This is a genomic window from Chlamydia sp. 04-14 (assembly GCF_036632095.1).
Classification (GTDB): Bacteria; Chlamydiota; Chlamydiia; order Chlamydiales; family Chlamydiaceae; genus Chlamydia.
The window spans coordinates 50523-64297 of record NZ_JAPYKW010000003.1 but is presented as its reverse complement, the minus strand read 5'-3'; the positions used below and the strand labels follow the sequence as shown (position 1 = coordinate 64297).

The following is a 13775-nucleotide window of genomic DNA, read 5'->3' as shown; positions in this document are numbered from 1 at the left end:
AGGGAACTGACTATGTCTTCCTGGCTAGCACAATCTACAGAGATTTTATTAAATCAACAGCCTTATATTCCAGATAGTCCTAAGCAATCTGAAGGAATATCTAATATAAAATATTCGATTACTCTAGCTCCAGAATCTTTAGGGAAATCTCTACAAAAATTCTTTACGGATAAACTTAGTAAAACCTCATGTATAAAAAGTGAGGGACAAGTTATCGCGAATAAACAGCTAACTCCTGCAAGTTCTAGAGAAAAAATCTTACAATTTGGAAGTTCTCTAGCCTCACAATTACCAAAGAAAGAACAGGCATCAACATCTTCACCTTGGAACCTTTTCTCGCAGAAGAATTCCAAAGAATCGATGAAAAGCTTACTTAAAGATTTAATGATGCCGAAATCTCAGGAAAAAGCCTCTGAAAAGAACTCTTCCTCTGAGAAATTCCCATCTACACCAACATCTAAACGGTTTGAAGAAGAACCAAAAACAAAAGATAGTTTAACAAGAGCTGATATCTTCCGTGAATCTACAGAAGATTTAGAACATAGAATGCAATCTGAAGAGAAAATACTTTCTTCTCAAGATACTGATTTACGCCAAAAAGAAGAAGACCGACTAACTCTAAAATCGCCTCAAGGAAAATATAATAAAGGATTATCACAAGATGAGCATCCAGGAAAACAGCAGCATCAAGAATGTCTCTTTAAAAAAACCCAAAAAAATAAAAAAACACGAGCAGCTTCTGTTGTTCCTATTATTAGTCCTCCTTCTGTTGGTGTATTTACCTTAAGTTACCTTTTAACAAAACAAGGGATACTTTCGGATTTTTCTGCTTATGCATCCTACAAAGATTGTGTGGAAACTACCCAAAGGGAATTAGAAGCAACTCACGAAGAGCGCATAAAACAAATCCAAAAATCTATAGAGAAGGAGGAACAAGCAAAACGTTGGGGTTCATTAGCTACTATTGTAGAGTGGATTACTCCTTGGATCTCCATAGGACTAGCTTCCGTTGCTATCGTTATGGGCGGAGGTATTTTCTCTTGGGTCAGTTTACTTGCGGGCCTTATTGCCCTAACATTAACTTTATTGGATGCTTTAAACGGCTGGGAAGCTATTGAAAAACTTCTTCCTGGGAAAAATAAGCAATTAAAACAAAAGATATTGAAGATCGTACAAATTGTTCTTTATGTCATAGCTGCCCTACTCTCTATCGCCACTTTAAGCATGGAGAATCTTGGGCTTTCTCCACTTGCAGAAGGAGCTATGCGGGGTATAGGACCTGCTTTAGAAGGAGCTTTAGGTCTTTTACGTGGAGCTATGCTTTGGGTGCGATCCAGTCTGTTTAAAATTAAATCTCATTATGTATCTCTTGAAACAAAAATAGAGTTATTAACTTTGGAAAGGGATGATTACCTCTCTCGCACTCAAGAACTCATAGAAAGTATTCATGATTCTTTCGAAAATCTCGCACGCGTGTTACAGTTATGCAGAGAAATGGATAGAACGTTTCTGGAAGCTCTAAGATAAATTCTTTTTTAAGGAATGTTATGACAGCATCTTGTTCAACAACAACGAGTACATCTTCAGAAAGTGCCGAGCTTGATTTGTTAATGGTAGAATCAGGATCAGAGGCATCTTCAACAACTGATACTGAGGTTAGCGTTCCTGATTGTTGCCAAATGGCTATCTTACGTTCCATGTCGGATACTTGCCTGAGTTTACTGAATCAATCGGGATCGGTATTTTCACAACTTCCTTCCCAAAATAAACCTGCACCTTCGGAAACTTTAATGGCAAAGAATGGTATGCTGATGAAATCTTCATCTCTACCAAATCTGTCATCACAGAAATCTCTCGATACATTTTCATCTGCTGATAAAAATCCTGCTTTACGACAGGCTAGCCAATCCTCATCCTTTGGTTCTGTAAAAGAACAAAAAGCGCAAGCCAGTATGGGATTTTCCTCTTGCTTAGCCCCTAAAGACGAGAATCTCATAACAAAAACAACAACGCTGGTTTTAACTCTACCAGAATCCAAAGACGATGGTTACGGGGAAAAATCATCCCTTACCTTGTCTACAACACAAGTTGAAGTTCAAACTTATGACAAGCAAACTATAAAAGAACATAGTCTGAAAGATACTGCCCGAACTTCCGAGGAAACCGCAAAATCAACACCATCTTCACCAAAATCCTCTACATCCTCTCTCAGTCCTATGGCTCTATTCAGCCATGTACAGAAAGAGACTACAGAAACACGTCTCGATACAAAGTATCAAGAAAGAGAAGAAGGAAAAGGAGAACACGGACAGCAAGAACGTCAGGATCAGGAACAGCAACATCATAAACAGAAAAGAGACTTCGCTATTGAAGAACTTTCTAATCAAATGTCTGCTCACTATACACAATCTCGTAACTTACCTGATGAAATTATTGAATTTGCTCTTACAGAAGCACAACTAAGCTCCCTGATGCATATGCGTGTATCGAATTTGGATGTTCTTAGAATCTGCGCAGAAATTATGAAACTCATGTTGAACAGTAGAGAACAAGATAATCTTTCTCGTTTAGAAGCTAGAAAACATCTTTTAGAAAAAGCTAAAGAGCTTATTGAAAGTTATGAAAGTCAAGCCAAGATTTCACAATGGTTAGGAATTGCTACGGCAACTTTAGGTATCATAGGAGCTGCAACACCGATTATTGGTGAGATCTCTGGAAAACGGATTCTAGGATTTATCCAAAAACATACAGGATTATGGAAAGGAGCAACAGCACGAACATTCTTTAAAGGTGCTGGTAAAATTTGTACCTCGCTATCGCAGCTTACAGAGGCCTCATCAAAAATTTATGAGTTAAAAGAAACTGCGTCACGAACATTCGCAGAAAATTATAAAGAGATATTCCGTATGGAACACGATGAAATTACTCGCTCTATCGAAGAGGTGAAAGATCATTGGAAAAATATGGATAATTTCTTACTACAAGTACTACAAACAGAACACGACGCTGTTCGCAGTCTTTATCAATAAAATTTACTTTCGTATATTTTTATATGCTTTTGTCTTGCCCCAAGGGAAGGTAACATCACAGCTTTTCTCTGTGAAAAATATTGTATCTCCATCCGGCAAGGAATCTAAAGGAAAGGAAATACTGATGACCATACTCCCTGACTTTAACTTTACTAAAGCATTTAAAACATTTTTTAATACCTTCAAAGAATACGACGAACCGTAAAAATAGACACAAGAAGCTTGTGATAATTCTGTTTCATGAAAATATTCTTTAAAAAATAGTGTCGGCTGTGCAGATAACAGTCTATGCATACGAGAAGCGAAGTTAATAAAAGTAGATTGGCTATCTATACCCACAACATGACATTTCAGAATATGGGAAAACCAAAAACATACTTTTCCTAAGCCACAGCCTAAATCATAAACAACATCTTGAGAAGTAACTCCGAATTCTCTACTCACTTTATTTAATGCTGACCAAGGAGTCTCTCCATAAACGTTCCCTTCCTTTAGCAATGAAGATTGGGGAGAACGACGTAATCTCCTATAGGGATTTCTCAATAAAGAATAAAAAAACTTCGCCAGATCGTATACGATGAGTTTGGGATATCTAATGTAGAGCGAGAAGGATAAATAAACATATTCTCTAATAGAGAATACTATCCTATGAATCCCTACTCGCAATACATGTAAGAATGAAGACTTTTTAATTACGAAGCTCTTTAGGCGGTTGGAATACGACATCTTCTATAGCAAATATATCTTCTTCAACTTGTAGATCGGGTATTAACTCTTTTAACCTAGAAATACAAGATTGAACAATATGTTCAGGAGTTGACGCTCCTGCTGTTATTGCTATATCACCCGAATAATTCAAAATCTCATCAGAAATATGATCGGGACTATTTACTAGTCTAGCGGGAATATTTCGTTTTTCAGCAACTTCTCGTAAACGATTGGAGTTAGAGCTTTGTACATCTCCAATAACATAAACGAAATTCACCTTAGGCAATACTGAGCGTAGAGCTTCTTGACGATTTTGCGTAGCATAACATACAGAAGAACTAGGTAAAGTGACAATATTCGGATAACGCACCTTTAATGCTTGGGTAATGTCGGCAACATCATCCAGACTCAACGTTGTTTGGGTCACAAAAAATAAAGGCACTTCCACTCCGAAAGGAAGGCTAGCTACATCTTCCACCTTTTCTACTACTGTAACACTTTCAGGAGCTTCTCCACGAATCCCAATAACTTCTACGTGTTTTTTCTTTCCTATCAAAATAATTTGATAACCTTTACTTGCATAAAGCTTAACTGCAGAATGAATCTTAGTTACCAGAACACATGTTGCATCAATATCAAAAAGATTCCGAGTTTTTGCTTCTTCACGAACTTCCGGAGGAATACCGTGAGCAGAATAGATAATCTTTTCTCCGCAAGGAACATCAGCAAGATCTTCAATAAAGATAGCCCCTCTCCTCTTGAGATCATCTACTACATGACGGTTATGAACAATTTCATGCTTCACATAAATCGGGGCTCCCCATTTTTCTAAAGCAGCCTCTACCACTTGGATAGCACGAACTACCCCAGCGCAAAATCCTCTAGGATTACTTAGTATAACCCTACGCATACATCTCACCTCCCAAATTGAGCATGATGCTTAATAAAAAAACCTTTAGAAAAAGATTTTTTACTTTTTCTAAAGGTTATTAATATAACAGAAGATTTGTATATTGTTATATTTATTACGATCTAGTTCTTATATTTTATCTTTCTTCCGAATGAGAGGCATTTTTATCTGCTTCTTTATCAATGAGATCAAGAACTAAATTTTTCACATTGTTAATGTAATCAGGATATCTTCCTGTTTGTACGTCCATATCTGTAAAATCTAAACATACATGAGGAGAGACTCCTAAATTCTCTATATAAGAACCGTCTGGTCTTACTGCTAGAGATCCAGTTAAAGAACAATTTTTAATTCCTGTTCTATTAGGAAACTCTACGTTAAAGACAAAACCTCCAGCTCCTGCTGTAGTCATTCCTACAATAAGTGCTCGACCGTTATCCTTCATAATCGCAGGGAATAAATCTCCACAGGAGAAATCTTCCTGGTTGATTAAGACACATATAGGATGTGTATAACGATCCTGAGGATGTGGATGCACGTTAGCAAACCCTAATAAAGGCATAGGTGTGGAGAGGTTAATATCTCCATTTGCCCAACATTTTAAAACGGTATTAGAAAATGTCTGTAGATATCCTACAGCATTCATATCGATAAGATAACCTTCCATATCATCACCGAGAGCATTTCTTGCTTGCTCATCAGTTTCAACACCTTCAAGAAGATTCAACCATTTTACTGCAGATTGAACTTCATTTTGGGTTAGAATCATTCTATGTCTAGGTGTTTCTAAAGGTCTATCTGTTAATCTGGAGATCAATGCATAAAGATAGAATACACTACCGCCTGGATTATTTGTCTGATCGATAATCAAAGCTTCTGTTTTATCTTGCAATACATTGATGATTTCACCGAAGTCATTCCATGGGGATTCCATATTCATAACACTACGGTCTTCCATATCTGTCCAAGAATATGTAGAAATTCTAAGGAATCCAATATTGTGGGACTGTCCACGATTATCTGTGCATGTGAATACATAGGCATGGTAAGGACCACTTTTAGCTCTCCATGTCACATGTCCGAAATCAGGTAAGAATCCTTTTTTACTTCCTATGTTGTAATCACTGTTTAAACCGCGTTTGTATTGCTCGCGTAATTCACCCCAGAAATAAGGAACCATCTCATTTGTGAATAAACAATTTTCAGATGCGTTAGACGTTAAAGGTAAAGCGCGTCCAGATCTCATTTCAATTACTGGATCTTTTACCAAAGGAGCTATTAAAGATAGATCCTGAATATATTCAGGAGTATGGCGCCATTTAACTTTTACCGTACGCGTTAAACCACTAGGACGACGAATTTTTAACGTAACTATTCCGATAGGGATTTGATGGCCTAAGGCAGCAGAACGAGAAAATAGTGTTCGTGCAGCTGCAGCGTAATCAGAAGGAGCACCTCTACCAACGCGTATGCTTTCAATTATTTGCATAATTGGCTGGCCGTCCATCTCTAAGATTTCATCACCTATAGAAATTTCGGAGCTATATGTATGCACATCAACAACAAAGCATCTATGAGAACTGCTTAACTTGATTGTATAAGGTAAATGAGAGTTTTCCGTACTGAAGAAAGTAATCCCAGCGTGGAAGTCATTTAAATCAGATATGTATTGCGAAAGAACTCCTTGGCAATGCCTGGTTGAAGGATTTTCCTCGATACATAATCTCAAACGTGCTTGATCCGTTGCGTCCTTCAAATTCCAATGAAAAAGCTTATGCTTCCACTCCTTAGGAGCGTATTTAACATCGAGTAAATGTTCTAAAAAATCCAAATCTGAACATGCATTTTTTTGAACTAAGGTCTTAGCAGAACCTGAAATTTGAAAACCTAGTACTAGGGAGCAAATTAAGGCTGTAATTTGTTTTACTTTCATATTTACCTCTCTTCCAAATAGAGAATGTTTATAAGGAGGCGGTATGATAGAGGTATAAAGATTTTATTAAAACAAAGTTTTTAAAAAAATTTTTTAACTCAGAAACAACCAGCTCAGAAAAACATAGCGATACGCTCGAGCATAAAATATGAAATAAGACCGCCAAAATAACTAGCTAGTGCAATCCAAGAGATCTTCTTAAAATACCATAGGAAATCAACTTTCTCGATGCCCATGAAGGCAACTCCGGCAGCTGATCCAATGATTAAAATACTTCCTCCGGTGCCTGCTGCATAAGCAATCAACTTCCATAAAGTATCGTCCATTGGGACTTGATACATACCCATAGTCGCAGCAACAAGAGGAACATTATCCAATACGCTTGAAATAAGACCAATAAAAATAGCTACAACATTCCTAGAAAATATCCTATCCATGCTCATTGAAAGTTCAGAGAGAACATTAGAAAAAGTTAGAGCATTAACAGCCAGTAAGATACCTATAAAGAAGGTAATAGAAGAGATATCGATCTTGGTTAAAATATGAGGAATGCGCAAATGGTAGCGATCTTCCCCGTGGGGAGAATGAATCCAGTCGCTGGCCAACCAAACAAGCCCGAGTCCTAGCAAAGCTCCGATAAATGGTGGAACACCTAAGCAAGCTTTCCAAATAGGAACCATCAATAAAGATCCTAAACCAATACAGATGATTAAACCACTTTTTTTAGGAGACCCCTCCATTTCAACATCCTTAGAGATCATTCCTGTGGTTCTCTTTTTAAGCATGAATTGTGCGCAAACTCCAGCAATGAGAACACAAACTAAACTAGGAACAAATAAAGCGCGAATGATTCCCCAAGAGGTCACTTTATTATTAATCCACAACATTGTTGTCGTTACATCTCCTAAAGGAGTCCAAGCACCTCCAGCATTTACACTAATGACGCAAATAGCTCCTAAAAGCAGACGATCTTCTCGAGATTTAACTAAACGTTTCAAAATAGAAATAATGATAATGATGGATGTTAAGTTATCCAAGGCAGCAGAGAGGAAGAAAGAAAGCCCTATCAGAACCCAAAGAAGTAGAGTTCTAGATTGTATATAACAACATCGCACTATAATCGAAAACCCTTTGTGTGCATCTATGAGTTCAACAATGGCCATCGCTGCGAATAAGAAAAAGATTACCTGAGCCATATCAGCAATTTCTTCAGCTAGAATCATATGATCCGCATGTTGCATATGAGAAAAACAAACTAGCCACATTAAACCTCCCATAGCTAGGGCTACAGCAGATTTATTCACTCGCACAATATGCTCGAAAACAATCGCGATATATCCAAATAAAAACAGAGCACACAATTGGAATTTCAACATAATGACCTCAAAAATAATTCTACGAACTAGTGTACTCCTATTTACAGGTTAGGTAAAGTAGGAAAAATCCTTCCAGATTAAGAAAAGCGTTTCTTTTTTATATACTAAAATCAAAAATTTGTTATTTAGCACCGTTTTATACAGCAATTCTATATTCTTGAAGCTTAGATTTGACGCAACAAAACGTCTATAAACATAACGAACTATTTGACAAAGATACTAAAGAACAGAACAATAATAAAGTTCTCTAGTTCTGAATCCACGTTAGGAGTCTAGTGAAAGTCGCCTTATCGTTTAAACACCTTGTTCCCAAGCTTTACACTTGTATTAAGGAAGGTTACACCTTTAATACATTTAAAAAAGATTTCTTAGCCGGACTTACCGTAGGCGTTCTAGCATTTCCCTTTGCTATTGCTATTGCGATCGGTGTTGGCGTATCCCCTATTCAAGGTTTATTAGCCTCGATCGTTGGAGGCTTTATAGCCTCTGCTTTAGGCGGTAGTCGTGTTCTTATATCAGGACCAACAAGTGCTTTCATCTCTATACTTTACTGTATTTCAGCAAAATACGGGGTCGAGGGGTTATTCACAATCACCCTAATGGGAGGGGTATTCCTGGTAGCCTTTGGACTTACCGGGCTTGGCACTTTCATTAAATATATGCCGTATCCGGTGGTTACAGGACTAACGACAGGTTTAGCTGTTATCATTTTTTCCTCTCAAATTAGAGACTTTTTAGGTCTACAAATGGGAGATAGCGTTCCTACAGATTTTATTGCTAAATGGATAGCTTATTGGGATTATCTTTGGACATGGGATAGTAAAGCTTTTGCCGTAGGGTTATTTACCCTACTAATCATGATTTATTTCCGTAATTATAAGCCACGATACCCAGGGGTAATGATTGCTATTATCGTAGCTTCAACATTAGTATGGTTGCTAAAAATCGATATCCCTACGATTGGCAGCCGTTACGGAGCTCTTCCGCAATCAATACCGTTGCCTTCGTTTCCGCATCTTAGCCTGACAAAAATTTTACAGCTTATGCCGGATGCATTAACTATTGCTGTTCTTTCCGGTATTGAAACTCTACTTTCAGCTGTAGTTGCCGATGGTATGACAGGATGGAGACATCAATCCAATTGCCAACTTGTTGCCCAAGGTATCGCAAATATCGGCACATCATTTTTTGCCGGAATGCCTGTAACAGGTTCTTTATCAAGAACTGCCGCAAGTATTAAATCTGGAGCTACAACACCTGTAGCGGGGCTAATTCATTCCGCCTTTATCTGCGTTATTCTTTTAGCTTTAGCACCACTAACAGTAAAAATCCCCCTTACCTGCTTGGCTGCTGTTCTTATTCTTATTGCTTGGAATATGAGTGAAATCCATCACTTTATTCATTTATTCACTGCTCCTAAGAAAGATGTTGTTGTCCTCTTAACTGTCTTTATTCTTACAGTTATGACAACAATCACCTCTGCTGTGCAAGTGGGTATGATGTTAGCTGCATTTCTATTCATGAAACAGATGAGTGATCTTTCTGACGTGATATCTACAGCAAGATATTTTGATGAGAATAAGCAGGCGAAAGATGATGACCTATTTTCGAAATCTGAAGTTCCTGCACATACCGAAATTTATGAGATCAATGGTCCTTTCTTCTTTGGAATCGCTGATAGATTGAAAAATCTTCTCAATGAAATAGAAAAGCCTCCAAAGATTTTCATATTATGTATGAGTCGTGTACCTACAATCGATGCATCCGCTATGCATGCTCTAGAAGAGTTCTTCCTAGAATGTGATCGTCAAGGAACACTTTTACTTTTGGCAGGGGTAAAAAAAACACCGCTAAGCGATCTTAAACGCTATCATTTAGATGAGCTTATCGGTGTTGATCATATCTTTTCAAATACGAAGAGTGCTCTCTTATTTGCTCAAGCTTTGATCAATTTAGAGAGTAAATCCTCTCATTAATGTTTCCCTACCATAGACTCGGGAACAACAAGACGATCGAACTCTTCTGCAGATAGGTATCCCATCTGTATACACGCTTCCTTTAAGCTTATATTGTCATGAAAAGCCTTTAAAGCCATTTTAGAACACTTATCATACCCTAAAACTGGGGTTAAAGCTGTAACAAGCATTAAAGAATTATCTAAATATTCTTTGAGACGATATTTGTTCACACGTAAGCCTGAAACAAAGTAATCAGCAAAAGCTTGCATGGCTCCCGAAAGAATATCCACAGATTGTAAGAAATTATAAATTATCAATGGTTTCATGACATTGAGTTCAAAATTTCCTCGACTTCCACCAATGATTACTGCTTGATTATTTCCTATAACCTGAGCACAAACCATTTGCAAAGCTTCGCATTGTGTGGGATTGATTTTACCAGGCATTATTGAAGATCCCGGTTCATTCTCAGGAAATAGTAATTCTCCTAAACCACATCGAGGACCTGATCCCAGAAAACTCAGATCCGTAGCTATCTTCGTTAAGGCACAAGCTAAAGTAGCTAAAACACCATGAGCATTTACTAACGTATCGTGATTGGATAATGCTGAAAAATAATTCGATGCAACAATGAAAGGCTCTCCTGTTTCCTGACGCAAATAGTGGATAACTTTCTCTATGAATCCATCAGGAACATTCAACCCCGTACCTACTGCAGTTCCTCCTATAGCCAACTCATACATATGTGTAAGAGAGAACGCAACCCTCTCTAAAGATTGACGTATCTGATTACTATAGCCAGAAAACTCCTGTCCTAATGTCATGGGAACAGCATCCATTAAATGTGTTCTGCCTATCTTCACACAATCGCGAAATTCAGCAACCTTAGCATCTAATGCCCTTTGCAAATGATCCATTGCGGGAATCAACTTTTTCTTAAGGCTAATCACCGCAGCAATATGCATAGCTGTGGGGAAAACATCATTAGAAGATTGGGATTTATTTACATGATCATTAGGATGTATCGGTGTTTTACTACCTATAACGCCTCCATGACGTTGAATAGCTAAATTAGCAATAACCTCATTTACGTTCATATTGGATTGTGTTCCGCTGCCCGTTTGCCATACCTTTAAAGGAAAGTGCTCGTCAAACTTGCCTTCGAGAATCTCGTCAGCAGCAGAAACAATCATGTCACAATATTTTGAATCTAAAAATCCTAAATCACGGTTCGCCTTAGCAGCACACTTTTTAATCCAAACTAAAGCACGGATAACTTCTTGAGGCATAACCTCAGGAGCCCAGGAAAAATATTTCTGAGAACGCGCAGTTTGCGCACCATATAATTTATCTTCAGGGACTTCTACAATTCCTAAACTATCATTTTCTTGCCGCATATACTCTATTCCCTTATGATTTCTTTATTATTTCTTCTTCTACACTAACAAAATGAAAAAAAAGTTTTTATGTTACTTTCTAACTATTTCACTTTTAATTTTGTTTTGGGAATTTTTTGCTAAAAATAACGCATCCTTTTCTTTTCTCTGCCCACCTCCATCAAAAATAGCAGCGAATTTTTCAGATTCTATGAATCTTATTCTTTCTTCTTCCTGGTATACTTTGCGAGGTATTTTAGGGGGATTCTTTTTAGCTCTATTATTGTCGATAGGATTAGTAATCCTTATGTTGACCTATAAGCCAGCAAAAGATCTCTTAAATCCATTTTTCATACTAGTACAATGTACTCCCATGTTCACCCTAGCACCGTTAATTGTGCTATGGTTTGGCTGGGGATTAAATGCTGTTATTGTCCCCACAGCACTTACGGTCTTTTTCCCATTAACGATAACGATCTATCAAGGAATCACATCTACTCCTGAAGAACTCTTAGAGCAATTTATTTTACATCAAGCCACGAAACGACAAATCTTCATTAAACTCCGTCTTCCCTATGCTCTTCCCCATATATTTTCTGGATTAAAAATTGCCATGGGATCTGCAGGATTCGCTGCTATTGCTGGAGAATGGGTGGCTTCTCAGTCTGGTCTGGGTATTCTCATTCTCGAAAGTCGAAGAAACTACGATATGGAAATGACCTTTTCAGGATTATTTGCCTTAACAACGGTAACCTTTATCCTATTTCAATCAATTTTACTAAGCGAAAAGCTTACCTTTGCTCTATTTCGCATAGAGAAAACAACAAAGAGATTTAGATTGCCGAGTAAAAAATTCGCCTTTCTACTTATTCCTTTGCTTATCCTACCTATGTGGAAAGTCAAGGCTAAACAAACAAATCCAAGCAACCTCACTCCTGTAACCATACTTTTAGATTGGACTCCTAATCCCAACCACATTCCTCTATATGTAGGAGTTTCTAAAGGATTTTTCCGCAATCAAGGCATAGATTTACATATTCAAAAAAGTACCGATACCGGCGCTGTTATTCCTCATGTTCTATTTGAACAAGTAGACTTGACCCTTTATCACGCCCTTGGAGTAATAAAAACTTCTCTTCAGGGGGCTCCTGTACAAATAGTAGGATCTCTAATCGGTTCCACCCTACAAGGATTTATCTACAGAAAAGAAGACAATATTTCAAAATTTGAAGACTTGAACAATAAAGTATTGGGTTTTTGTCTAAACAACTCGAGAGATCTTTCCTGTCTATTAGAAACGTTACGTCTACACGGAGTCGTTCCCTCAGACGTAAGAAATGTGAGCTCTGATTTAATCTCACCAATGCTACTGAAAAAAATCGATTTCCTCTACGGAGCTTTTTATAATATTGAGGGTGTTAAACTAGATACTTTAGGAATGCCTGTAGGCTATTTCCTCTCTGATTCTTATGGTCTTCCTACTGGTCCTCAACTTCTCTTATGTGGTAAAAAAGACACAAAAGCTACATCTCCTGAAGTTGTTGAGGCTATACAAATAGCTCTTCAACAAAGTATTGACTATTGTAAAAAATATCCTAAAAAAGCTTTTCAAGCTTATCTTAAGGCAACACCCGATACACCTAAAATTGTTAAAGATGAAGTTCTCCAATGGCAAGCTACACTTCCTCTACTTGCAAAATCCCAAGAACCCTTAAGTCAAGAACTGGGGAATACCTTATTACAAGCTATAGTACATCGTTATCCGAACTTTGCAGATAAAATCAGCAATTTTTCTTTGGATCAGATATACCCGTCTAATTCACAGGTTTGCCAGGATGAGAAAATACATGGGCAAGGCGAGACAACACATCTCGAAGTACTTCCATCGGTTTCTGGTCAGCACTAATACGAGAAATCTTATGAATAGGATAGTGTTGAATGATGGCATCTATATCTTTTTGATATGATTGCAAGCGCTTTTGCAATACTTCAATACCAACCTCATTAATTCTACCCTTACTATAAAGAGATTGTTGCGTACGCTCAAGCAACTTAGCCTCTTCATGCACCTCTAAAATAATTACATGACGTACTGTGATATAGGAATCTAAAAGCTTCGCCTGTCCTACTGTTCTTGGAAGACCGCTAATAAGCAGATCTTGACGATCTGGTAGAAATTGTCCAGTAGCAACCAATCCTTGAACATAATAATTCCATACAGCAACAACATCTTCATCAGGAATCAAGGATCCAGAAACTGCGTATTTATGAAAAAGCTGTCGAATAGGAGACCCTATAGGATAACAACGGAAAATATCCCCAAGGGAAACATATACCTGGCTATCCCCATGGGCTATGAAGTTTCCTAACAAATCTTTACCAGCTCCTGGAGGACCAAACAAAAGAATGGAGGAGAAGGGTTTAGTATAAAGCTTTATGCTCTCTGCTATTGATTCATCTATCATAAGATAATTTAACTACCCGT

Annotated in this window: 10 protein-coding genes; 4 read left to right on the top strand and 6 right to left on the bottom strand. The window is 37.6% G+C overall.

The window, feature by feature from the left end; genetic code table 11:
• Nucleotides 1–12 precede the first annotated feature (12 nt).
• On the top strand, nt 13–1527 hold the full coding sequence (locus tag O6937_RS04640) for a hypothetical protein (RefSeq protein WP_332390484.1): 1515 nt from the start codon (nt 13–15) through the stop codon (nt 1525–1527).
• 20 nt (nt 1528–1547) lie between these two features.
• Entirely contained in the window at nt 1548–3029 is a 1482-nt protein-coding gene (locus O6937_RS04635) for a hypothetical protein (RefSeq protein WP_332390483.1), read from the top strand.
• 3 nt (nt 3030–3032) lie between these two features.
• On the opposite strand, the gene O6937_RS04630 is transcribed toward O6937_RS04635, so the two are convergent.
• The 4 genes from O6937_RS04630 to O6937_RS04615 form a co-directional block, all read right to left on the bottom strand.
• Nucleotides 3033–3755: a class I SAM-dependent methyltransferase gene (locus O6937_RS04630; RefSeq protein WP_332390482.1), complete on the bottom strand. Its 723-nt coding sequence runs from the start codon at nt 3753–3755 to the stop codon at nt 3033–3035.
• Entirely contained in the window at nt 3718–4647 is a 930-nt protein-coding gene (gene ispH, locus O6937_RS04625) for a 4-hydroxy-3-methylbut-2-enyl diphosphate reductase (RefSeq protein ID WP_332390481.1), read from the bottom strand. Before ispH ends, O6937_RS04630 begins: the two co-directional genes overlap by 38 nt.
• 136 nt (nt 4648–4783) lie before the next feature.
• Nucleotides 4784–6580 (bottom strand): protease-like activity factor CPAF, encoded by a 1797-nt coding sequence (locus O6937_RS04620; protein WP_332390480.1) that lies wholly within the window; start codon nt 6578–6580, stop codon nt 4784–4786.
• Nucleotides 6581–6693: 113 nt separating this feature from the next.
• A complete protein-coding gene (locus tag O6937_RS04615; protein WP_332390479.1) occupies nt 6694–7956 on the bottom strand; it encodes an NhaD family Na+:H+ antiporter in 1263 nt (420 codons plus the stop codon).
• Between the two features lie 275 nt (nt 7957–8231).
• Here O6937_RS04615 and O6937_RS04610 point away from each other — a divergent pair, with 275 nt between their 5' ends.
• On the top strand, nt 8232–9932 hold the full coding sequence (locus O6937_RS04610; RefSeq protein ID WP_332381625.1) for a solute carrier family 26 protein: 1701 nt from the start codon (nt 8232–8234) through the stop codon (nt 9930–9932).
• On the opposite strand, the gene fumC is transcribed toward O6937_RS04610, so the two are convergent.
• Nucleotides 9929–11311, bottom strand: a complete 1383-nt coding sequence (gene fumC / locus O6937_RS04605; protein ID WP_332390478.1) for a class II fumarate hydratase — start codon at nt 11309–11311, stop codon at nt 9929–9931. The two genes, O6937_RS04610 and fumC, sit on opposite strands and share 4 nt — an antisense overlap.
• 52 nt (nt 11312–11363) lie before the next feature.
• On the opposite strand from fumC, the gene O6937_RS04600 reads away from it, so the two are divergent.
• Complete coding sequence (locus tag O6937_RS04600; RefSeq protein WP_332390477.1) at nt 11364–13196, top strand: ABC transporter substrate-binding protein; 1833 nt, start codon at nt 11364–11366, stop codon at nt 13194–13196.
• Here O6937_RS04600 and O6937_RS04595 read toward each other — a convergent pair.
• Nucleotides 13105–13755, bottom strand: a complete 651-nt coding sequence (locus O6937_RS04595; protein WP_332390476.1) for a nucleoside monophosphate kinase — start codon at nt 13753–13755, stop codon at nt 13105–13107. The genes O6937_RS04600 and O6937_RS04595 overlap by 92 nt on opposite strands.
• Nucleotides 13756–13775 lie beyond the last annotated feature (20 nt).

What these genes read in the sequence shown, in the direction of transcription:
- O6937_RS04640 (WP_332390484.1), top strand. Translation starts at nt 13, where the DNA reads ATGTCTTCCTGGCTAGCACAATCTACAGAGATTTTATTAAATCAACAG.
- O6937_RS04635 (WP_332390483.1), top strand. Translation starts at nt 1,548, where the DNA reads ATGACAGCATCTTGTTCAACAACAACGAGTACATCTTCAGAAAGTGCC.
- O6937_RS04630 (WP_332390482.1), bottom strand. Translation starts at nt 3,755, where the DNA reads ATGTCGTATTCCAACCGCCTAAAGAGCTTCGTAATTAAAAAGTCTTCA.
- ispH (WP_332390481.1), bottom strand. Translation starts at nt 4,647, where the DNA reads ATGCGTAGGGTTATACTAAGTAATCCTAGAGGATTTTGCGCTGGGGTA.
- O6937_RS04620 (WP_332390480.1), bottom strand. Translation starts at nt 6,580, where the DNA reads ATGAAAGTAAAACAAATTACAGCCTTAATTTGCTCCCTAGTACTAGGT.
- O6937_RS04615 (WP_332390479.1), bottom strand. Translation starts at nt 7,956, where the DNA reads ATGTTGAAATTCCAATTGTGTGCTCTGTTTTTATTTGGATATATCGCG.
- fumC (WP_332390478.1), bottom strand. Translation starts at nt 11,311, where the DNA reads ATGCGGCAAGAAAATGATAGTTTAGGAATTGTAGAAGTCCCTGAAGAT.
- O6937_RS04600 (WP_332390477.1), top strand. Translation starts at nt 11,364, where the DNA reads ATGAAAAAAAAGTTTTTATGTTACTTTCTAACTATTTCACTTTTAATT.
- O6937_RS04595 (WP_332390476.1), bottom strand. Translation starts at nt 13,755, where the DNA reads ATGATAGATGAATCAATAGCAGAGAGCATAAAGCTTTATACTAAACCC.